This window comes from Thermonema lapsum, assembly GCF_011761635.1.
Classification (GTDB): Bacteria; Bacteroidota; Bacteroidia; order Cytophagales; family Thermonemataceae; genus Thermonema; species Thermonema lapsum.
The window spans coordinates 105,807-126,552 of sequence record NZ_JAASRN010000003.1; the positions used below are offsets into that span (position 1 = coordinate 105,807).

General features: G+C 47.6%; 19 protein-coding genes. 12 read left to right on the plus strand and 7 right to left on the minus strand.

The window, feature by feature from the left end:
- The first annotated feature begins 3 nt into the window (after positions 1–3).
- Positions 4–2,130: a penicillin-binding protein gene (locus FHS56_RS10100; RefSeq protein ID WP_166920421.1), complete on the plus strand. Its 2,127-nt coding sequence runs from the start codon at positions 4–6 to the stop codon at positions 2,128–2,130.
- A 77-nt stretch (positions 2,131–2,207) separates the two neighbouring features.
- Here the strand turns inward: FHS56_RS10100 and FHS56_RS10105 are convergent, their stop codons facing one another.
- On the minus strand, positions 2,208–2,615 hold the full coding sequence (locus tag FHS56_RS10105) for a DoxX family protein (RefSeq protein ID WP_166920423.1): 408 nt from the start codon (positions 2,613–2,615) through the stop codon (positions 2,208–2,210).
- A 297-nt stretch (positions 2,616–2,912) separates the two neighbouring features.
- Complete coding sequence (locus tag FHS56_RS10110; protein ID WP_166920425.1) at positions 2,913–4,295, minus strand: exonuclease domain-containing protein; 1,383 nt, start codon at positions 4,293–4,295, stop codon at positions 2,913–2,915.
- Between the two features lie 98 nt (positions 4,296–4,393).
- Here FHS56_RS10110 and FHS56_RS10115 point away from each other — a divergent pair, with 98 nt between their 5' ends.
- Positions 4,394–5,380, plus strand: coding sequence for a GSCFA domain-containing protein (locus FHS56_RS10115; protein ID WP_166920428.1), 987 nt, complete (start codon positions 4,394–4,396; stop codon positions 5,378–5,380).
- Here the strand turns inward: FHS56_RS10115 and FHS56_RS10120 are convergent.
- The 5 genes from FHS56_RS10120 to FHS56_RS10140 form a co-directional block, all read right to left on the minus strand.
- On the minus strand, positions 5,377–7,962 hold the full coding sequence (locus tag FHS56_RS10120; protein ID WP_166920430.1) for a ligand-binding sensor domain-containing protein: 2,586 nt from the start codon (positions 7,960–7,962) through the stop codon (positions 5,377–5,379). The genes FHS56_RS10115 and FHS56_RS10120 overlap by 4 nt on opposite strands.
- A 20-nt stretch (positions 7,963–7,982) precedes the next feature.
- Entirely contained in the window at positions 7,983–8,333 is a 351-nt protein-coding gene (locus FHS56_RS10125) for a hypothetical protein (protein ID WP_166920433.1), read from the minus strand.
- Positions 8,334–8,444: 111 nt separating this feature from the next.
- Positions 8,445–10,946, minus strand: a complete 2,502-nt coding sequence (locus FHS56_RS10130; protein ID WP_166920435.1) for a penicillin acylase family protein — start codon at positions 10,944–10,946, stop codon at positions 8,445–8,447.
- Positions 10,947–10,976: 30 nt separating this feature from the next.
- Positions 10,977–11,444: a MarR family winged helix-turn-helix transcriptional regulator gene (locus FHS56_RS10135; RefSeq protein WP_166920438.1), complete on the minus strand. Its 468-nt coding sequence runs from the start codon at positions 11,442–11,444 to the stop codon at positions 10,977–10,979.
- 43 nt (positions 11,445–11,487) lie between these two features.
- Positions 11,488–12,135 carry a carboxypeptidase-like regulatory domain-containing protein gene (locus FHS56_RS10140; RefSeq protein ID WP_166920440.1) on the minus strand — a complete coding sequence of 216 codons (648 nt, stop codon included), beginning with the start codon at positions 12,133–12,135 and terminating at the stop codon, positions 11,488–11,490.
- 181 nt (positions 12,136–12,316) lie between these two features.
- Here FHS56_RS10140 and atpA point away from each other — a divergent pair, with 181 nt between their 5' ends.
- The 10 genes from atpA (at position 12,317) to rplV (ending at position 20,745) form a co-directional block, all read left to right on the plus strand.
- Entirely contained in the window at positions 12,317–13,900 is a 1,584-nt protein-coding gene (gene atpA, locus FHS56_RS10145) for a F0F1 ATP synthase subunit alpha (RefSeq protein ID WP_166920442.1), read from the plus strand.
- Between the two features lie 78 nt (positions 13,901–13,978).
- A complete protein-coding gene (atpG, locus tag FHS56_RS10150) occupies positions 13,979–14,875 on the plus strand; it encodes an ATP synthase F1 subunit gamma (RefSeq protein ID WP_166920444.1) in 897 nt (298 codons plus the stop codon).
- A 187-nt stretch (positions 14,876–15,062) separates the two neighbouring features.
- Positions 15,063–15,980: a phosphate/phosphite/phosphonate ABC transporter substrate-binding protein gene (locus tag FHS56_RS10155; RefSeq protein ID WP_166920446.1), complete on the plus strand. Its 918-nt coding sequence runs from the start codon at positions 15,063–15,065 to the stop codon at positions 15,978–15,980.
- Between the two features lie 386 nt (positions 15,981–16,366).
- The gene (locus FHS56_RS10160) at positions 16,367–17,413 is read left to right on the plus strand and encodes a zinc dependent phospholipase C family protein (RefSeq protein WP_208409675.1); all 1,047 of its coding nucleotides are present in this window, start codon (positions 16,367–16,369) and stop codon (positions 17,411–17,413) included.
- A 173-nt stretch (positions 17,414–17,586) separates the two neighbouring features.
- Entirely contained in the window at positions 17,587–18,207 is a 621-nt protein-coding gene (gene rplC / locus FHS56_RS10165) for a 50S ribosomal protein L3 (protein WP_166920449.1), read from the plus strand.
- A gap of 4 nt (positions 18,208–18,211) precedes the next feature.
- Positions 18,212–18,841, plus strand: a complete 630-nt coding sequence (rplD, locus tag FHS56_RS10170; RefSeq protein ID WP_166920451.1) for a 50S ribosomal protein L4 — start codon at positions 18,212–18,214, stop codon at positions 18,839–18,841.
- Between the two features lie 8 nt (positions 18,842–18,849).
- Positions 18,850–19,146 carry a 50S ribosomal protein L23 gene (rplW, locus tag FHS56_RS10175; protein ID WP_166920453.1) on the plus strand — a complete coding sequence of 99 codons (297 nt, stop codon included), beginning with the start codon at positions 18,850–18,852 and terminating at the stop codon, positions 19,144–19,146.
- A gap of 48 nt (positions 19,147–19,194) precedes the next feature.
- Positions 19,195–20,019, plus strand: a complete 825-nt coding sequence (gene rplB / locus FHS56_RS10180) for a 50S ribosomal protein L2 (protein WP_166920455.1) — start codon at positions 19,195–19,197, stop codon at positions 20,017–20,019.
- An 11-nt stretch (positions 20,020–20,030) separates the two neighbouring features.
- Complete coding sequence (gene rpsS, locus FHS56_RS10185) at positions 20,031–20,309, plus strand: 30S ribosomal protein S19 (protein WP_166920457.1); 279 nt, start codon at positions 20,031–20,033, stop codon at positions 20,307–20,309.
- A gap of 43 nt (positions 20,310–20,352) precedes the next feature.
- Positions 20,353–20,745, plus strand: a complete 393-nt coding sequence (gene rplV, locus FHS56_RS10190) for a 50S ribosomal protein L22 (protein WP_166920459.1) — start codon at positions 20,353–20,355, stop codon at positions 20,743–20,745.
- Position 20,746 lies beyond the last annotated feature (1 nt).

Consider the following 20,746-nt stretch of genomic DNA (forward strand, 5'->3'; position numbering starts at 1 on the left):
GCCTTGAATATCAAGCAATCGATACTTTTGCGTGTGCGCCTTTCTTTTTTGATGGTAGCAGCAGTGGCAACGGCAATTGTGGCGCGCATGGTGTACTTGCAGTTCGTGGAAGGCGATTATTGGCGACAGAAAGCCGAGCGCCGCGACGTGCGCTTACAACCTATCCCCGCCCTGCGTGGCAATATACTGGCAGATGACCAACGTCTGCTTGCCACCTCATTGCCTTTTTACAAAATAGCCTTCGACCCCATGGCGCCCGATGAAGCTACTTTCAAGGCGGGCATCGACTCTTTGGCGTGGTATGCTGCCAGCTTCTTTCAAGACCGTAGTTCCCAGCAATACAAACAGCTGTTTGTGAATGCCCGAAAGCAAGGACGCCGTTACTTGCCTCTGGGCGACAAAGCAGTGGACCACAGTGCCATGCAGAAAATTATACAGTGGCCCATCTTGCGCAAGGGGCGCCTGAGAGGTGGCATCATCATTGAGCAGGAAACGCGCCGCTTTAATCCCTTTCATTCACTAGCACGCCGCACTATTGGCTACGTCAACAACGAAGGGCGTGGAATCGTAGGTATCGAGCTGAGTTTCGATAAATATTTGCGGGGAAAGCCCGGACAAGCAGTGTATAGGCGTTCGGCAGGCAACCAATGGGTGCCCTTTCACGATGGTTCATACATAGAACCACAAGACGGCATGGATGTTTATACTACCCTCGATATCAACATTCAGGATGTAGCACACCATGCTTTGCTCAAAGCCTTGATAGAAAATGATGCTGATTTTGGTTGTGTGGTGGTCATGGAAGTAGCAACTGGGGCTATCAAAGCTATGGTCAACCTCGGGCGAATAGATAGCGCGCACTATGCCGAAGACTACAACTATGCCATAGGCAGTAAAGGCAGCACCGACCCGGGTTCTGTGTTTAAGTTGGCTTCTGTGATGGCACTTTTTGAAGATAATCCACAGCTCTCACTCGATACATTGGTGGAAACCGGCAACGGTCAATATCGTTTTTGGGATGTAGTATTGCGCGACCCCAAACCCAGCGGTTACGGAACCATCACTCTGCAGCAAGCCTTTGAGTATTCTTCAAGTATAGGCATAGCTCGCTTGGTCTATGAACACTTCAAAGCCAACCCCCAACGCTTTATCAACTACTTGCATCAGTTTGGATTGAGCACCCCCCTTGATTTTCAATTGGTAGGCGAGGTCAAACCCTACATCAAAAACACCAACGACCCCACTTGGAGCCGTCTGTCGCTACCATGGATAGCCATAGGCTATGAAACGGTGGTGTCGCCGCTGCAGCTACTTGTCTTCTACAATGCCGTGGCAAATAATGGAAAGATGATTCAGCCCTTCATTGTAGATGAAATCAGAGATAAAGATGGGCGTTTAATTGTGGACTATGAACCCGTAGTATTGCGCGAGCAGATTTGCTCACCCCAAACCCTCGACAAAGCCCGGCGCCTGCTGGAAGGTGTAGTGGAAAGAGGCACTGCGCAGAATATCAAAAGCAATCGATACAAGATAGCAGGAAAAACGAGTACTTCTCAAAAATTCAAAAATGGGCAGTACATCAAAGAATACCATACGGCGTTTGCTGGTTATTTCCCCGCCGACAAACCCAAATATAGCTGCATTGTGGTGATAGACAATCCCCGGCGCAATTTGCAGTACGGGGGCGAAGTATCAGCGCCCGTCTTTCGCAAGATAGCCGATGAAATTTATAGTATGGACCTCAGCCTTCACAGCGATAAGGTAATCACGCGCCACCGTGTAAAGAACAAGCAAATTCCCTATAATGAAATAGGCAGGGCAGGGGATTTGTGGCGTATATTCGATGAGCTGGGCATTCCACAAAAGAAAATGGAAGGCGTAGATGAATACAGCTGGGTGTTTTCTTCTACGGCTTCCGACAGTACGGTGATTTGGAAACCGCTGCTGCTCGATGACGATAATATGCCAGATGTGCGTGGCATGAGCCTGCGCGATGCACTTTTTATCCTTGAAAATAAAGGCTTGAATGTGTGGGTGAAGGGCAAAGGTAAGGTAGTGAATCAAAGCATCGAGCCGGGTAGGGCTATCCAACGAGGGCAGTCCGTTACTCTGCATCTGGAGCATCCATAACATTGGATAATGACAAAAGGGAAGGAGTGCCTTCCCTTTTTTGGGCTTGCGTGTAAATAAGTAAAAACAAAGGCTGCTTATTGGTGCAAGAATAAAAAGAGCACAAAAAGAGCACACAGAAAGTAAGGCACCAAAGAAGCAGCGCCGGCATAGTCCTTTGCCATGCGTTGCCCAAAGAAAAGCATGAGCAACGAAATAGCAGAGAGTAGCACACCCCAAAAAGCTACTTCGCTATTTCCGCTAAAGAGCAACCAAACCACCCCTACGGTGGATACTACTCCCGAAGCTACCTCCATCAGGGTGAGCACGCCTAAGAGCAAGGGTACCATCCCTTTGAGCAGACTCTTGGCAAAGTGTTCTTTGAGCCAGCTAAGATTGCCTTGCCAGTCAAACACTTTGTCCAAGCCCGATTGCAGGAACAAAATAGCAAAAAATGCTGCGCCTAAGCATTGTAGTAAAGCCAAAGAGTGAGTAAATGTTTCCATTTTGCGTGTCTTTTTGGTGAATGTCAAGGAAAGTTAGCGAAAAAATAAAAAATGCCTGCATAAGTGTGGGTCGTAGGTGTTTTGTGTGTTTGCCCTTGCGACTATGTCGCTTTGTCTGTTTTATTTTCCTTTTTGTCATTTCGAACCATAGCGAGCAACCTATTGCTTGTGGTGGTTGGGAAGGAGGAGCCTGAAATTTCGCACTACGCTCCGCTCCATTTGAAATGCAGTCTGTGCTATGGCGCTGCCTGATGCAAAACAAGCGCTGTGGTTGCAGCGAGTGGCGTTTTTCTTCGCTTAAAAATACAGAATGCGCGTGTGTGGATGCTTCTTTAGGTAGCTTCTGATAATATGATGTTGGTCTTTGTAGTCGGGATATGCCTGCAGGAAATCATGTCTTTGAGCCAAAATCTCTTCCTCACTCAGCTGAGCAGGTACATAGCCAAATCCTAAGTACTGGTTATTTTCGATTAAAACGAAGGCTTTTTCATGGCTGTGGCGCCCACGCTCAAAGATAAGCATATTGCCAGAGGCAGCACCGGCTAAGTGACTGAATGCCTGTTGTACTCTTTGATTGTAGCTTTCGGGCGGTTCAGCTCCTATGCATGCCCCTCGGCACAAACCCACATGGTAGTCAAAGCAGGCATGGCGGCTGTCGTACAGGTGGGACAGTTTCATGCACAATTCATGTTTTTTGACCAAGTGGTAAAGATATTCGCGTCCTTTGGCTATGTCAGGAAAAAATTGCAGGGCTGTGCCCCGTAGCTTTTCGGTTTTTTGTATGCTTAAACGTAAATAACCGGCTTCGTCGGGTGTCATTGCCAACACAGCTTGAAAATGCTTGCGCCTTTGTGCACGATTAAAAGGCGGTTTAAGCTGCTTGATGAGGTGGTTTTCTAACAACAGAGCTACAAGCTCGCTGCCGGTGAGGCGGTAATCCACTGCCCGCACTCTTTCTTTTAAGCGCAGTCGCCGCCCTTGTTTCTCGCTTACTTGAAAGTGCTGCAACACGCGCCGGTAGATGTTGCGGCTTTTGCCCAAATAAAGCGTTTCTCCGTTTTCGTCTTTAAAAAAATACACACCCGTGTCTTCGGGAAGATTTTCTATCTCGCAGCGTTCTATGTAGGGCGGAAGGCTTACAGCTTGAATTTCTTCTTGCACAATCGCCTGTTGGGCTTGTGTTTCGCTTATTTGAATTAGCTTTTGCAGCAAGGTGGCAGTTACTTCGGCATCGCCCAAAGCCCGATGGCGGGCGCGGTTGGGAATATCGAGGGCTTCACTTATGGTGTTTAGCCCATGTTTGGGGAGATACGGCATCAGCAGGCGCGACAGTCGCAGGGTGCAAAGGGTGGGGCGACGATAGCGATAGCCCAACTCATGGAAGGCGGCTTTGAGAAATGAATAGTCGAATTGAACATTGTGTGCCACAAACACACAGCCTTCAGTAAGCTCCACTATTTCCTTAGCAATTTCGAAAAAACGAGGTGCTTCCTTCACCATGTCATCAGATATGCCTGTAAGTCGGCTGATGGCTGGCGGTATTTTACTTTCTGGATTGACCAAGCTGCTGAAGCGTTTGATTTCGCGCTTTCCGTCGTGGATGATGATGGCTATGTCTATGATTTTATCGAGCAGCGGGCGACTTCCCGTCGTCTCTAAGTCAACAACTGCGTATAACATCTTTTAGCACATAATGCTGCAAAGTTAATAACTTTACCCAAGCTGCGAGGATTACCATAGGTGCTTTGCTTTTGCTCTGGCGAAACAATAAAAAACATATGAAATGGTTTACGCCCCTGTCGTTTGAAACGCTTCGTCTGCCGATGCTCTCTTATGGGCAGCGTATTCTTTGCATTGGTTCTTGCTTTGCCGATGAAATGGGGAAATTATTGACAGAAGCTAAATTCTCGGTATTGAACAACCCTTTTGGGGTGCTTTTCAATCCCGTATCACTTTATCGCTGTTATTCGGCTGCTGTGTATGCTCAGGAAGCAGCATGGCAGGAAGGGGTGTTGAAAGTATCCGAAGACCTTTATCTACACTATGACTGCCATTCCAAAGTGTATGGCAGTTCTGAACAGTCGCTTATAGAGCGCATCATGTCTATCGGTGCGGAAGTGCGTGCTTGGCAGCCCGAAATCATATTGCTGACTTTAGGCACCTCCATTGTGTATGAGCACTGTGCGAGTGGTAAAGTAGTGGCGAACTGTCATAAGCAGCCGGCAAGTCTTTTTCGCAAGCGCACTTTGCAACTTGCAGAAATAGTGGAGGCACTCAACCACCTACATGCGTTGTGGAAAGGTGCCAAAGCTTGGATAGTAACCGTCAGCCCGGTGCGCCATGTGAAAGAGGGTTTGGTGGAAAACCAATACAGCAAATCGCTGCTGCGTGTGGCGGTGGAAGCATGGCGGCAACAGCATGAAAACATCTTCTATTTCCCTTCTTACGAAATCATGATAGACGAGCTTCGGGATTATCGTTTTTATGCCGAAGACTTGGTGCACCCTTCCGCACAGGCTATTGGCTACATATGGGACGTATTCACTGCCCATTGCTTCGAGGCAGAAACGCAAAAGACCTATGTTGCGTGGCGGAAGTTAAGCCAACAGCTTGCGCATCGTGCCTTGTTTCCGCATACAGCAGAAAACAAGCAGCGGCTGCAGCGTCTGCTTTCAGCATTGCAGCGCTTGTCAACTAAACTGCCTTTGCATGAAGAAATAGCCCAAGTGCAAAGGCAGCTTCAAGAAGCCGACACGTTTCATTAAATGCGCCCCCTGTTACCCTGTTGCCACACATTGTTTTTCGCTTTTTCGGCAGGGTCTTCTTCTTTGGGGCGGTTTTGGGTCGAAAGAATACGGTAAATCAGCTTTTCGAGGGGGCTTACGATGGCTGCCAATGCCACATTGGCTATGACCTTGAAAATGGTAACATTGCCCACCTTTTGTTCGATGTATCCCTCAATGATATTTTCATTGATAAACTCAAACACAATAAGCAAGGTGGTGATAGCCAGAATGATGCTGACTTTATGCCCCCGTTTTTTGGTGCCAAAGTAAAAAGAGGCAACGAGTAGGCTCAGAAAGAAAGCTATCTCTGCTGCATAGAACCACCATTGCTCCCAATAGGGAGGGGCTATTTTGAACGCAAAAGAGGTGTATATTTTATTTTCTACTCCGTCGCTGTTGGCGGCTTTCACTTGAAACTCATATTCACCTGGTGGCAAGTTGGTGTAGGTGGCTTTTCGCTGTGTGGTCCATTCGCTCCACTCCTTGTCGAATCCTTTGAGATAGTATTGATAGCGTACCCGCTCCGGAATAGTAAAATGTATGCCTATGAATTCAAAAGTAATATAGTTTTGGTTGTAGGGAAGCACTACAGCATACTTTTCGCCTTCTTTTGGGCGGGGCAGGTTGAAGTAGGTATCTATGCTGTCGGCATATTGCCGCCAGTCCACTTCTTTGCCGAATAAACGCACCGAGGTAATGTGCGTGATAGGTGGCATCGGGTTAGGACGGTCTTCTTTAGGGTTGTATTTCACTACTCCATTGAAAGCCCCAAACCACAAGTTGCCTTCCTTGTCTTTGGCTACGGCGTTGGGGTATGTCTGAATGAGTTTGAAGCCATCGATATAGCCGTAATACTTGAAACGGCTTTTTTTGTCGAACTTATCCACCCCATTTCGGTGTCCGAGCCACAGATTTCCTTCATTGTCTTCAATGATAGACCATACATTTTGGGCACTGAGTTGGTCTTTCTTGCCGTAGCAGGTGAAGCAGTTGGTTTGCGTAGGGCTTGCGTTGTCGTGCATACGGCAAAGCCCATTTTCAGTGGCTATCCATATAGTGCCGCTACGGTCTTCGTAGATAGACAATACCAAGTTGTTGGCTAATCCATTTTGAACGGTGAAGTTGATGAACTTTTTGCCATCAAAGCGGCTCAAGCCTTTGTAACTGCCAAACCAGAGGCGCCCTCGGCTATCACGTAGAGCCGCGCGGATGTAGTTGCTGGGCAGCCCTTGTTTTTCGGTATAATGAAGTACCTTTTCACCATCGAAACGAAGCAGACCGTTGTCGGTTCCTACCCAAATGTGCCCCAAATCATCTTCGGTAATACAGTACACGTAATCGTCTGCACGGGTTTCTGGATTGTTGAAGACTTTGAAGGTGCCATTGCTATAGCGGCAGAAACCGCCACCGGCAGTACCTATCCAAAGGGTACCGTCTTGCGATTCAAAGAGTGTGCGTATAAAATTGTTGGGCAATCCGTTTTCGCTGGTGAATACCTTGAAGTTTTGCTTACCATCGTATCGTACCAAACCATTGCCCAAGGTGCCGAACCACAAATAACCCTGCACGTCTTGCAATATGGAGGTAACCGCTCTACCTATGACAAAAGGTTGCGCCAATATGTCGAAACGCCGGTTGGCTAATTTGGACAAACCCGCATCGGTGCCAAACCATAGATTCAGGTTGCGGTCTTGATAAATAACGTTTATCTCATTGCTGATGAGCCCGTTCAGTGTGGTGAGTGTCTCGTGAATGGTATCGGCGACAATTGAGAAGGCACCATCCAAGCTGCCAAACCACAGTTTGCCATCTTGTGTCTTGCTTGCGGCGAATATGTTTTTGTCTATTAAATTAAGTACTATGGGCGAGATGTTGCCTCGCGCATCCATTTTGGCTAAGCCATTGGACGTACCGAACCAAAGGTACCCACTTTCATCTTCGATGATACAGTTCACAATGCGGCTGGGCAAGCCGTCCTCTTCGGTGAATGTTTTGAAGTAACGGGTGTCATAACGAACGACTCCATTGGAAGTGGCAATCCATATATAGTGCTCCCTGTCTTGGTAAATATACCAAGCGCGGTTGCTGGGCAATCCGTTTTGGGTGGTATAATTGGTAAACTTCTTTCCATCGAAGCGGCTGACACCGCCAGTAGTGGCAAACCACAAAAAACCCTTGTTGTCCTCGAAGATGTAGTAAACGTCGTCGCTGACGAGCCCGTTTTTGGTGGTGAAGTTTTGAAAAGTGCGCCCATCGAAGCGGCTAACACCGGCACGTGTGGCTATCCACAAATTCAGTTTACTGTCTTGAATGATGTGGTTGACGTTGTTGCTGGGTAAGCCGTGCTCGGTGGTGTACTCTTGAAAAGTAGCGCCGTCGAAGCGACAAATGCCCCCTTCGGTAGCCAACCACAAAAAGCCGTTGTAGTCTTCTACAATGGCACGGATGTGAGACTCGGGGAGTCCTTCTACCAAGCTATAATTACGAAATGGATAAATTTGAGCCGCTGCCGAGTAAATTACTGCCAAAAAAATTGAAAAAATGAGCCCAACGCTGCGCATTTTGTTAAGGTTTTTTTTTCTTAGTAAGAACTTTTTTGTTTTTTCTCTACTTCTTTGTTGTAAACAGCTTTTTTATTTCCTTGTAGCTGTTTTAACTCTCGTTCCAACTCTTGTATGCGGGCTTGTAATTGTCTGATTTGTACGTCTTTGTTGCGGCTGCTTTGATATTTTGTTTCGTAAACTTGCACTTCTTTGACCAGAGTTTCGCGTTCATTTTCGAGCATCTCCAGCCGTTGGCGGTAGGCATAGACCGAAGCTTTACCTTCGAGAGCGAGATAGCGTTGAGACTCTAATTCCCGCTGCAGGGCTTGGTACTTGTACATGGGCACACACCCACTGCCCAAAAAAAGCATGATTATTGATAAGCGCAAATATTTCATGGTTTCAATAAAGTTATCCCTCACAATGATATAAATATAATCATTTGTGAGGGATAGTAGTCAAAAGGAGTGGGTAAAACGGTGTAAGAAAAGTATTTATTTTTAGGGCTTTGACAACTTAAGTTGGTAAAGCAATCTGTTTTCTGCTATCTCTTCGGGGCGACTAAGAAAGAGCAGGGTGGCAAGACTTCCCACACGCCATGTCTCTATCATATTGTCGTAAAAGGGGCTACCCGGGTTGCCCGACTGCCCGCCAGGATAAATGCCCCATGCCTGTACCACTTCGCCCAATTGCACCACCATGCGCCACGAGGGACCATGTGTGCTGCCTGTGGCATTGACCATGCGGCTGCCGCCGCCTATTTCCAGGGGACCAGTGCCGAAGCCGGGTATTTTTGCTAAGTGGTCTATGTGCGTGTTTTTGTGCTTCCACCACTGCCAATCCTCTCCTATATTTCCGTATTTGTTTTGCAACTGGTCAATGGTCTGTTGGAATGAGCGGATGGCTATTGCCCGGTAGTCTTCTACTTCTATGGTCTGGCGGTCGTCGAACCAGCGGGCAGTGGTATCTATGACTGCCAGCCGCAAAGTCATCTCCAGTTCGGGATAACGCATGGGGGCAGGGAAGTCGTCATACCATATGCTTCGAGTGAAGTTGTCCCACCATTCTTCAAAGATGGTGGCGGCAATGGATTGTGCGTTGTTTTCGAAGTTCCAGTTTTCTAGCAACTCAAATGCTTTCTGATAATTGCCCTTGAGCTTGCTGCCGCGAAGACGTGCCAGCAAGAAGGGAAGCACTTCCCGTGCCAATACATTCAGTTCATCGTTTTGCAGGCTGCGCATGTCTTCGAATGAAGCGCGTCGTAAACCGGACAGCACCTCGTTGATGCGCAAACCGCGGTCGGCAGACACATAATCCCAACCCAAATAATAGGGGTATTGCTTTTCTGAAACACTGTGTTGGTTGGCAGAGCTCACAAAGCCGCGTTTAGGGTTCAGCACATGGGGGTTGTGTGCATGCGGCAAATACCCTTGCCACGCATAGCTGCTGTCGGTGCCGGGCAAGATGAATTTTCCTTGCTCTTTCCAGCGAAGTGGATGCCGCCCGTTGACCCACAAGGCTATGTTGTTTTCGCTGTCGGCATATACGAAATTCTGCGATGGGCAGGCAAAATACTCTAGTGCCTTCACAAAATCATCGTAGTTGGTAGCCCGGTTAAGTAGGTAAAAAGTTTTTAATTCGACAGAAGGCTCATGCGCTACCCATTTGATGGCATGTGCTGGGGGGAGCTGCAACCCCAAATTGGGCAACGGACGCTTGGTAACGGCTACCGGTCCCCAAACTGTATAAGGCACTTCCTCTACCACGCTTTCGCCATTGCGCAATTGGATGACCTCTTTACGCATCTCTACTGCTTTCCACTGCCCATTGAAGCGATATTCTTTGTAGGTTTTGTCTTTGAATTCAATGCGGTACAGGTCTAATACATCGGCGTAGCTGTTGGTAACACCCCAAGCGATGCGCTCATTGAAGCCAATGACTACGCCCGGAGCACCCGGTAATGAAACACCATATACGTTGCATCCGGGGGCATGCAATTGCACCTCATACCAGATGGAAGGCAAACGCAGTTGCAGGTGAGGGTCGTTGGCTAAAAGCGGGCGCCCGGTAACACTCTTTTTGCCGCTTATAGCCCAGTTGTTGCTGCCCTTGGGATAGTTCTTCTCTTGGGTAGTACCGGTTTTGACCAGTAGTTGAGCCATGCCGCTAAGTACAGAGTCTATGTCTTTGGGTTGTTTAGGCACTGGCAGTGGCTTGAAATCCAGGGGGGTATCTTCCGGAATCACCGGCACCTCGCGATAGGGGCGGTTGCTGAATACGCTGTCGATGGTTGCTTTGCCATATTGAGCCAAAGCATAAGAAAGCGAGTAGTCGCTGCTGCCGTTAGCACTCAGGTCAAAAGCCATATATTTGAGCAAGAGGGCTGTTTTAAGTGGCGACCATGCTTCCGGCTTGTAGTCTAAAATCTTGTATTCCAAAGGCAGCGAACCTTCGTCGATTTGAGCGATGTAGGCATTCACCCCTTCGGTATAGGCTTCCATGACCATACGACAGACAGAGTCTGCCATGTGGGCTTCAAGGGCTTTTTCGGCGGCATACACCATGCCTATGCGGCGTTGAAAGCGGTCGAAATCTAAAGCGCGTTCACCTACGATTTCGGAGAGGCGCCCAGCAGCTGCCCGCGTTTGGAAATCCATTTGCCAAAGCCGGTGCATGGCAGTTACATAACCTTGGGCATAATAAAGGTCATGGTCGTTTTTGGCGAAGATGTGCGGCACCAAGCGGTCGTCAAACAATATGCTGACCTCGTCGTGTAAGCCGGGCAAACTTAATTGCTGCACTTTTTTGGAAGCCACAGGTGGTTCAGCATTTGCCCAGAACCCCTTGAATGGGTCAAAGAATTTGCCTATGGGGGGCAGTGTTTGCAACTCTTGCGGTATATGCTTTTTGAGTAGTGGCACCTCACTGAGGCGGTGGTGCAGCGAATACACAAGAGCAAAGGTTAAAAAATTAAGAATAAGCGTAAAAATCCATCGAAACATAGGCAGGGCTTTTTAGAAAGGTATGGGCATTTATTCTTCTTGAAAGCAAGCACGCAATTGATCTAGCAAATCGCTCAATAGATTGGCTTTTTCTTCTGTCAGGCTATGCAATTTTTCTTCAAAACGGTCTTGCTCTGTATCTACTTTTTTCAGCAAATTCAGCCCTTCTTCTGTAATCAATATATTGACGGTGCGGCGGTCAAGCTGCGAAGTTTCTTTGATTACCAGCCCTTTGCGCAGCAGGCGGTCCACAATTCGTGATGCGTTGGAGCCGCGGTCAATCATGCGTTCGGCAATATAAGACGTACTGACAGGATTAGGGTGGGCGCCTCGCAAAATACGCAATACGTTGTACTGCGATACACTCAGCTGGTAGGGGCGTAGCAGTTGGATTTGCTTGAGATTCATCCAAGAGCTGGTGTATAGCAGATTGACCACCATACGTTGGTAAGGTGTCTTGAACTTCTTGGTTTGCAATATCGCTTTTTCAATACTCATGTTAAGTAGAGGGGAGTTGTTTTCTGAGATGCAAAGGTAAGGTTTAAGGTGCTTCTTCGTAAGATTTCATCCTTTCCTTGTTGTACTTCCCTTCTTTCACGTCTTTAATGAAACGGGACCACGCAAAAGGGTTGAGCAGTGAAAGTGTGGGCAAGAAGGTTCGGTTGTGCAGTTGATAGGTCTGCTGGTTTATGTAGTTGCGATAGTTGAGCGAACCATCGAGCTCCATTTGATAAGCGGCACGAGCCACAAAGCTAGCGCGCAAGTTCTCCTTGAGTAGCTTAGTGCGTTCATCTTCAAGCTCTACGCTCAAAAAAGCCTCCTTGAACTGCAGTTCTGTTCTATAGGGAAAAATCTCCACGGCTTTCAACTGATAGACCTCCACGTCCAGTGCCAAGCGCACGGTATAGGGTGCTCTTTTATCTTGTGGTACCACATAAAAAGAGCGTTCATAGCCAATGTGAGAAAAATAAAGCGTATCCCCCGGCATCACATTGATTTGAAAACGCCCGTCGATATCGCTTACAGTGCCCACATTAGCCGAAGGGATAAGGATGGTAGTCCCTACTAAGGGCTTTTCTGTTTCTTTGTCTATTACATAACCGGTAAGGGGGAACGAAATGCCCTGTGCTTGCGCTTGCATCGCAACGCATCCAATCAACACAAACAGTGCCCCAATGATTTTTTTCATAACTGCTTAGTTTTGTGCTTAAAAATAATAAAAAGCATTCTAAAAACGAAAGGTTGTCATACACTCACATGTGTGCTTGAATTTATTTGGGTGTAAGTGAATCATTTTTTAAAAAACTTAGTACCTTTGCACCCGGTAATAAACACAAAACAGTATATCGTTCATAGTAAATAAATTACTTATGGCAAGCATAACATTAAGACCGGACGAGATTTCTGCCATTTTGCGTGAACAGCTCTCTAATGTGAAAACAGAGACCGAACTCGAAGAGGTAGGTACTGTCCTTCAAGTGGGCGATGGTGTAGCCCGTATTTATGGACTTACTAAAGTACAAGCGGGTGAATTGCTCGAGTTTGAAAATGGTATCAAAGCCTTAGCCTTGAACTTGGAAGAGGACAACGTGGGGGCTGTATTGTTGGGTGAAGGCACTGTAAAAGAAGGCGACACCGTGAAACGTACCAAGCGCATTGCCAGCGTAAAAGTAGGTGAAGGCATGCTTGGGCGTGTGGTGAATACCTTGGGCGAACCTATTGACGGCAAAGGTCCTATTCAGGGCGAACTGGTAGAAATGCCGCTGGAGCGCAAAGCCCCTGGTGTTATCTACCGTCAGCCGGTAAAACAACCCTTGCAAACAGGAATCAAGGCTATCGATGCCATGATTCCTATCGGTCGTGGTCAGCGTGAGTTGATTATTGGCGACCGTCAGACCGGTAAAACAGCCGTAGCCCTCGACACCATTATCAACCAAAAAGAATATTATGAGCGTGGCGAGCCCGTTTACTGTATCTATGTGGCTTGTGGGCAGAAAGCAAGTACCATTGCACAAGTGGTAGCCACACTTGAAAAATACGGCGCCATGCCTTACACCATTGTGGTAGCTGCCCCTGCTTCTTTCCCGGCACCTATGCAGTTCTTTGCACCTTTCACCGGGGCTGCCATCGGTGAGTACTTCCGCGATACCGGACGCCATGCTTTGGTGGTTTATGATGACTTGTCGAAGCAAGCAGTAGCTTACCGTGAAGTATCGCTCTTGTTGCGTCGTCCGCCCGGACGCGAAGCTTATCCCGGTGATATCTTCTATTTGCACTCCCGCCTTTTGGAGCGTGCGGCAAAAATCATCGAATCGGATGAAATCGCTGCTCAAATGAACGACTTGCCCGAATCGCTCAAGGGCAAAGTGAAAGGAGGGGGCTCTTTGACCGCACTTCCCATTATCGAAACACAAGCCGGCGACGTATCGGCTTACATTCCCACCAACGTAATCTCTATTACCGACGGTCAGATATTCTTGGAGTCGAACCTCTTCAACGCTGGTATCCGTCCTGCTATCAACGTGGGTATTTCGGTATCGCGCGTGGGTGGTTCTGCCCAAATCAAATCTATGAAGAAGGTAGCCGGTACCTTGAAACTGGACCAAGCACAGTTCCGCGAACTTGAAGCCTTCGCCAAATTTGGTTCTGACTTAGATGCCGCTACCAAACTTATCATTGAGCGCGGTCGTCGCAACCTCGAGATATTGAAGCAGCCTCAATACTCTCCGGTGCCCGTAGAAGAGCAAGTGGCTATCATCTACGTGGCAAACAAGGGCTGCTTGGATGAAGTGCCGGTACATAAGGTGCGTAGCTTCGAAAAAGAGTTTTTGCAGCTAATGCGTGCAGAACACAAAGACATCTTGGAAAATCTGAAAGCCGGCAAACTCGAAGACGCCGACACCCAAAAAATGGAGGAGTTGGCACGCCGCTTGGCAAAACAATTTGCAGCCTAAGGGCATTGTAAACCACAAACGCATGTAGAGAGAGGCAAACTCCTCTCTCTTTTCCCAAAACCGGAAAGATAGAACAATATGGCGAGTTTAAAAGAGATACGAAATAGAATCCGTTCGGTCATCTCGACGCAGCAAATCACCAAAGCCATGAAGATGGTAGCGGCAGCTAAGTTGCGTCGTGCCCAAGACCGTATCCTGCGGATGCGCCCTTATGCTCAGTCTTTGAAAGGCATCTTGCAAAATCTTTCGGCAAACTTAGACGCTTCGCAGATTCAAAGCCCTTACTTGGAAGAACGCCCCGTGGAGCGTGTGCTCCTGATTGTGTTGACTTCTGACCGTGGTTTGTGTGGTGCTTTTAACAACAACCTTGCAAAAGTCGCACAACAAGCCATTCATCAACAATACGAAGCGCAGTATCAAGCCGGTAAACTCGACCTGCTTTGTATCGGAAAAAAAGGCTACGAATACTTTGTGCGTCGTGGCTACTCGGTGGTGCATCCCGAATACGTGGACCTGTTCACCCGTTTGGACTTCGACCATGTCTTGACAGTAGCTGAGCAACTGTTGAGCTGGTATGCGCAGGGTACCTATGACCGCATCGATGTCTTTTACAATGAGTTTAAAAACGTAGCAACGCAAATTCCACGACAAGAGCAGTTGTTGCCTGCCTCTGCCGACATGGCAGACAATACTGCCCAAGCCGGCACCTCTATGGAATACATCCTCGAGCCTTCAGCAGAAGCGATTGTTACCGACTTGATTCCCCAAATCATCAAAGTACAATTCTTCAAGGCACTGCTTGAATCAAACGCTGCCGAGCAGGGTGCCCGTATGATGGCAATGGATAAAGCCACAGAAAATGCCGGCGAGCTGTTGCGTACACTCCGTCTTACCTACAATCGCACGCGTCAGGCGGTGATTACCAAAGAAATTATAGAGATTGTGAGTGGGGCTAGAGCTTTGGAAGAGGCATAAGCACTTTGATTCTGTGCAATAATTCTATTCTATAAAGGGCTTCGCTGCGGTGAAGCCCTTTTGTTTTTTCTGCAGGAAAAAATATGCCTGTTGTAGTACATAAAAATTAATCTTGCCATAAGGAAGTGGCAACATACGGGTGCTACTTTTAAGGCATCCACACAACAAACCCTCAACATCTGTAACTATGAAACCTATTGCACTTCTTTTGCTCTGGCTTTTGCTTACCTTTTTTACTTTGTTTGCGCAAGCCCAAGACACGCTTTACCTCGCCTTTGGGTCTAACATCGACCAGTCGGAACAAAACAAAGCCTTGGTTTCGGCTTTGTGTGCTTACCTTACCGAAGAGCTGCACGTGCCCCTCTATCCGGTGATGACCAAAGGGGCGGGTGCCTTTGTGGAGATATGCCGTGCACAACAAATAGACATCGCTTTAGTGAACACCTTAGGTTATGTACTTGCAAAATATCAAATGGACATAGAACCGCTGCTGGTGGTAGCTACACCCGACGGCAAGCCTATAGCTTATCGCAGCTGCCTTTTGGCAAATGCCCAAAGTGGCATAGAATCGGTAGATGAGCTGATGGAGCAAGGCAGTCGCCATGTTTTCTTGTTTGTGAATCCGGGCTCCACTTCGGGGCATCTCATTCCTCGCCTTCAACTGAAGCGCTTGGGATTAGAGCCCGAGTTGGTCTTTCAGGACATCGCCTTTGGCGGTGACCATAAAACCACTGCCCGTTTGATAGCCGAAGGTGAGTTTCAAGTGGGAGCCTGCTCTTACACCGACTTGGAAGCCATGATAGCAGCCGGCAAGCTCGATGCCTCTCGGCTGAAAATCTTGTGGAAATCGGAGCCAATAGTAAACGGTCCGGTGGCAGTACGCACCTCTTTGTCTGTGGAAATGAAAGAAAAAATAGCTGCTGCTTTTAAAAATATGCCTCTCAAAAAGCCTGATTTACACGAAAAGGTAATACATCTTTGGCATAATACCCACGGCAAAGAAGTACATTACGTGCGCGCTGAAGACCGTTTTTATGACTACATTCGTGAGATAGCCTCTTCTATGGAAGAACTCGCACTACTGGTATCCTTATATACCAATTGAGAGAAGCCGTATGCACATAGCGCCTCACTGAAAAAGTGCCCTGTTATAGAGCACTTTTTCTTTTTTGCTTACTTTATGAAGAGGATTGAGAACATGGTATCGACTTAAAACAAGTTAAACCACTGACCTTGCGCCTGAGCCTTTTTATTCTTGTGATAGAAAAGACAATCTGGAAAAAACACAAATTGAGGGATATGTCCCGCTCGTGGACAACAACCTCCTTGCTCACCCCTTAGACTGTGGCTAAAGTCCAAGAGCTGCTTGTGTGAATCATACAACCATTCATGAAAGCAGGTATTTATCCGTTTGCGCTTGTCGCCTGCCTGAACAATTGCATTTATTTGCCACATTTCTTGTATCTTTAAAGTTGAGTAACTCTTAAAGTTATGAGGTACCCCTTAGCGCTTTTTTTGTTCGCCCTTTCTGTGACAGCTGCATACTCGTGGGGATTTTTTGCGCACCGACACATCAACCGGCAGGCTGTTTTTTCGCTGCCACCCGAAATGATTGTTTTTTTTAAAAAACATATTGTTTACATCACCGAGAATGCAGTGAACCCCGACAGGCGGCGCTATGCCGTGGAAGGCGAAGCTCCACGTCATTACATAGATATAGACGTGTATGACAAATACTTCAACGACAGCGCTGTATATAAAATGCCCCGCTTCTGGAACGAAGCCGTAGCTATGTTTGGTGAAGACACCCTGCAGGCATACGGCATCGTCCCTTGGCACGTAGAGCGCATGCGTTATCGTTTGACAGAAGCTTTTCGAAGAAAAGACGCGCGTGAAATATTGCGCCTTTCGGCAGATATAGGGCACTACATTGCCGATGCCAATGTGCCTTTGCACACAACCGAAAACTATAACGGGCAGCTGACCGGGCAAAGGGGCATTCACGGCTTGTGGGAAAGCCGCCTACCCGAGCTTTTCTTCGATGATTACGACCTATGGGTGGGCAAAGCTGAATATATTCAAAAGCCCCAACTATACATATGGCAAGGCGTAGTTTTGGCACACGAAGCCTTGGACTCGGTTTTTGTTTTTGAGCGCAAAGCCACAGAAATGCTCCCTCCCGACAAAAAATATTCTTTTGTCGAGCGCAATGGCATCACCGTGCGCACCTACTCCTATGATTTCTGTGATTTGTTTCATCGTTTGCTTGCCGGACAAGTGGAGCGTCGTTTGCGGGCATCCATCAAGATGGTGGCAGATTTCTGGTTTACTTGTTGGGTCGATGCTGGGCAGCCCGACCTGCGCGAGCTGCTTCATTTTGAGTTTACTCCCGAAGAGCTGGAGCAAATGAAAAAAGAAGAAGAAGAGTGGGAGAAAGCGCCGAAATTGCCTGTTCGCCCACATGAATCCACCCGTTTACGTCCCTCGGCAGATACACCTGCCTATGCGCATGTGTGCCCGCATGACGCACTTTTCTAAAATCCCCTGTTTGCAGCTTCTACGACATGTACTCTTCCCGCTTGCTTAGCCTCCTGAAAAAAAGGCAATAAGCTGTAAAAAAGGTTTGCAAAGATGAAAAAAATATCTAAATTTGCACCTCGTTTGCACGAAGTGCGTGCAAGCCTTAACTATGTTGTATAAAAACCAAACAAATGCCAGGAATTATTGGAAAAAAAATCGGCATGACTAGCATCTACGGTGCCAATGGGGAGCTTATCCCATGCACAGTGATAGAAGCTGGTCCTTGCGTGGTAACGCAAGTGAAGACGATCGAGAAGGACGGCTATAAAGCCGTTCAGCTGGGTTTTGGGGAGCGTAAAGAGAAAAACACCCCCAAGCCTCTGTTGGGTCATTTCCAAAAAGCAGGCACTACCCCCAAAATGAAACTCGTTGAGTTCAAGGACTTCGAAAAAGAGTTCAATTTGGGTGATGTAGTACGTATCGAAGACGTCTTCGAGGAAGGTGAGTACGTAGACGTCGTAGGTACTTCTAAGGGTAAAGGCTTCCAAGGGGTTGTAAAACGCCATGGTTTTGCTGGTGTAGGCGAAAGCACCCACGGTCAGCACAACCGTGAACGTGCGCCCGGTTCTATTGGTGCTTCTTCGTTCCCTTCTCGTGTATTCAAAGGGAAGCGCATGGCTGGTCGCACAGGCAATGACCGCGTGACCATCCAAAACTTGCGTGTTTTGAAAATCTACCCTGAGAAAAACCTCATTCTGGTGAGTGGGTCTGTACCCGGTGCTAAAAATTCATTTGTCATATTAGAGAAGTAACATCATGGAGTTAGCAGTATACAATATCAATGGGGAAGACACAGGGCGCAAAGTGACCCTGTCTGATGAGGTCTTCGGCATTACGCCCAACGACCACCTCATCTATTTGGATGTAAAACGTTACTTGGCAAATCAACGCCAAGGTACCCACAAAACCAAAGAACGTAGCGAAATCTCCGGCTCTACCCGCAAACTCAGAAGGCAAAAAGGTACCGGCTTTGCCCGTATCGGTGATATCAAATCGCCTTTATTGCGCGGAGGTGGACGCATCTTTGGACCCAAACCACGCGACTACAGCTTCAAGCTGAATAAGAAAGAAACTCGCTTGGCGCGTAAGTCAGCTTTGGCTTACAAAGCAAAAGAAAACAACATCCTAGTGTTGGAAAACTTCAGCTTTGAGCAGCCCAAAACCAAGCAATTCTTGGCTATCTTGCAAAAACTGGGCTTGGACAGCACCAAAACCCTGTTTGTATTACCAGGTTTGGACAAGATAGTTTACCTCTCTGCTCGCAACCTGCCCAAAGCACAAGTGTTGCCCGCTGAGCAAATCAATACCTATGCCATCTTGAATGCAGAGAAATTGGTGATTTGCGAAGGCGCTATCGAAAAAATCGAAAACACCTTAAATGCCTAAGACGAGTCATGAAAGAGCTAACGGATATCATCATAAGACCCCACCTCTCGGAAAAGGCTACAGCGTTGCACGAAAAAGGTGTTTACACCTTCATCGTCAACGATAAAGCCAACAAGGTGGAAATCAAAAAAGCCGTCGAAGCTATGTACGGCGTAACTGTAAAATCGGTGCGCACCCTGCGCTATCAAGGAAAAGTGAAAACCCGCTATACCAAGTCGCAAGTATTGACCGGGCGCACGCCTGCTTTCAAGAAAGCACTGGTGCAAGTAGCCGAGGGTGATTTTATCGACATCTACGAAGTATAACCTAAGCCTGTAGAAAACCTATAGTGCTTCACTGATAAAGAAGAAACAATGGCAGTAAAAAAATTAAAACCCATAACTCCCGGACAGCGCCACCGTATAGCGCCTGTCTTCGACGACATCACCACCGACACCCCCGAAAAGAGCTTGCTTAAGCCCTTGAAAAAAACCGGAGGGCGCAACAACCAAGGGCGTCGCAGTGCCCGCTATATCGGTGGTGGACACAAGCGCATGTATCGTATCATCGACTTCAAGCGCGACAAGTGGGATATCCCCGCCACTGTAAAAACCATCGAATATGACCCCAACCGCAGTGCACGTATTGCCTTGGTGGTGTATAAAGATGGTGAAAAGCGCTATATCATTGCTCCGCAGGGCTTGCAAGTAGGGCAAACCATCGTAGCAGGTGAAAACGTGGCTCCCGAGGTAGGCAATGCCTTACCCCTCAAAAACATACCGTTGGGTACCATCGTGCACAACATCGAGCTGAAGCCCGGCAAAGGTGGGGTCATGGCACGCAGTGCCGGTACTTATGCACAGCTGGTAGCAAAAGAAGATAAGTATGTTACGCTTAAGCTGCCTTCTGGCGAAATGCGTATGGTTTTGGGGAACTGTATGGCAACCGTGGGGGCTGTATCTAACCCCGACCACATGAACGTTACCATTGGTAAAGCCGGGCGTTCTCGTTGGCTGGGACGCCGTCCGCGCACTCGTGGTGTAGCAATGAACCCCATCGATCACCCCATGGGTGGTGGTGAAGGTCGTGCCTCTGGTGGGCATCCGCGTTCTCGTACCGGCTTGTATGCAAAAGGTAAGAAAACCCGCAATCCGAAGAAAGCTTCAAGCCGCCTAATCATCAGTAGAAGAAAAAAATAAGCTAAGTACCTATGGCACGTTCTCTAAAAAAAGGACCATACGTTGATTTTCGTCTTTTGAAAAAGATTGAAAAAATAAATGCTTCGGGGAAGAAAACCGTTATCAAAACTTGGTCGCGTCGTTCTACTATCTCCCCCGAGTTCATTGGACATACCTTCGCCGTACACAACGGAAACAAACACATCCCTGTGTATGTCACTGAGCAAATGGTAGGACATAAACTGGGTGAATTTGCCCCTACCCGCAACTTCAGAGGGCACGCTGATAAGAAAGACAAAAAGAAAAGTTAAAACGAACGAGTAGCATCATCTATTACTCGGAAAAGAATTGACTATGGAAGCAATTGCAAAACTGAGAAACGAACCCTCCTCGCCTCGCAAAATGCGTTTGGTGGCTGACCTTATCAGAGGAATGGAGGTAACTCATGCCTTGGCGGTGCTCAAATACAGCCCCAAGCATGCCGCACGCCGACTGGAAAAACTCTTGTTGTCAGCCATCGCCAACTGGGAACAAAAATATCCTGAGGCTGATATCGAAGAAGCCGGATTGTATGTAAAAGAAATCCGTGTAGATGGCGGGCGCATGTTGAAGCGTCTCAGACCGGCTCCACAAGGACGTGCTTACCGTATCCGTAAGCGTTCAAATCATGTAACCATTGTAGTGGCTGCACGCGAACAAGCTCAATACAGCCCCGCAGAAGAAGTAAACAACGAAACCGAAGCATAAA

Bases quoted from the DNA above. Each gene is read 5' to 3' on its own strand.
- FHS56_RS10105 (WP_166920423.1), bottom strand. From the start codon at position 2,615: ATGGAAACATTTACTCACTCTTTGGCTTTACTACAATGCTTAGGCGCA.
- FHS56_RS10110 (WP_166920425.1), bottom strand. From the start codon at position 4,295: ATGTTATACGCAGTTGTTGACTTAGAGACGACGGGAAGTCGCCCGCTG.
- FHS56_RS10115 (WP_166920428.1), top strand. From the start codon at position 4,394: ATGAAATGGTTTACGCCCCTGTCGTTTGAAACGCTTCGTCTGCCGATG.
- FHS56_RS10120 (WP_166920430.1), bottom strand. From the start codon at position 7,962: ATGCGCAGCGTTGGGCTCATTTTTTCAATTTTTTTGGCAGTAATTTAC.
- FHS56_RS10130 (WP_166920435.1), bottom strand. From the start codon at position 10,946: ATGTTTCGATGGATTTTTACGCTTATTCTTAATTTTTTAACCTTTGCT.
- FHS56_RS10135 (WP_166920438.1), bottom strand. From the start codon at position 11,444: ATGAGTATTGAAAAAGCGATATTGCAAACCAAGAAGTTCAAGACACCT.
- FHS56_RS10140 (WP_166920440.1), bottom strand. From the start codon at position 12,135: ATGAAAAAAATCATTGGGGCACTGTTTGTGTTGATTGGATGCGTTGCG.
- atpA (WP_166920442.1), top strand. From the start codon at position 12,317: ATGGCAAGCATAACATTAAGACCGGACGAGATTTCTGCCATTTTGCGT.
- atpG (WP_166920444.1), top strand. From the start codon at position 13,979: ATGGCGAGTTTAAAAGAGATACGAAATAGAATCCGTTCGGTCATCTCG.
- FHS56_RS10155 (WP_166920446.1), top strand. From the start codon at position 15,063: ATGAAACCTATTGCACTTCTTTTGCTCTGGCTTTTGCTTACCTTTTTT.
- FHS56_RS10160 (WP_208409675.1), top strand. From the start codon at position 16,367: ATGAGGTACCCCTTAGCGCTTTTTTTGTTCGCCCTTTCTGTGACAGCT.
- rplC (WP_166920449.1), top strand. From the start codon at position 17,587: ATGCCAGGAATTATTGGAAAAAAAATCGGCATGACTAGCATCTACGGT.
- rplD (WP_166920451.1), top strand. From the start codon at position 18,212: ATGGAGTTAGCAGTATACAATATCAATGGGGAAGACACAGGGCGCAAA.
- rplW (WP_166920453.1), top strand. From the start codon at position 18,850: ATGAAAGAGCTAACGGATATCATCATAAGACCCCACCTCTCGGAAAAG.
- rplB (WP_166920455.1), top strand. From the start codon at position 19,195: ATGGCAGTAAAAAAATTAAAACCCATAACTCCCGGACAGCGCCACCGT.
- rpsS (WP_166920457.1), top strand. From the start codon at position 20,031: ATGGCACGTTCTCTAAAAAAAGGACCATACGTTGATTTTCGTCTTTTG.
- rplV (WP_166920459.1), top strand. From the start codon at position 20,353: ATGGAAGCAATTGCAAAACTGAGAAACGAACCCTCCTCGCCTCGCAAA.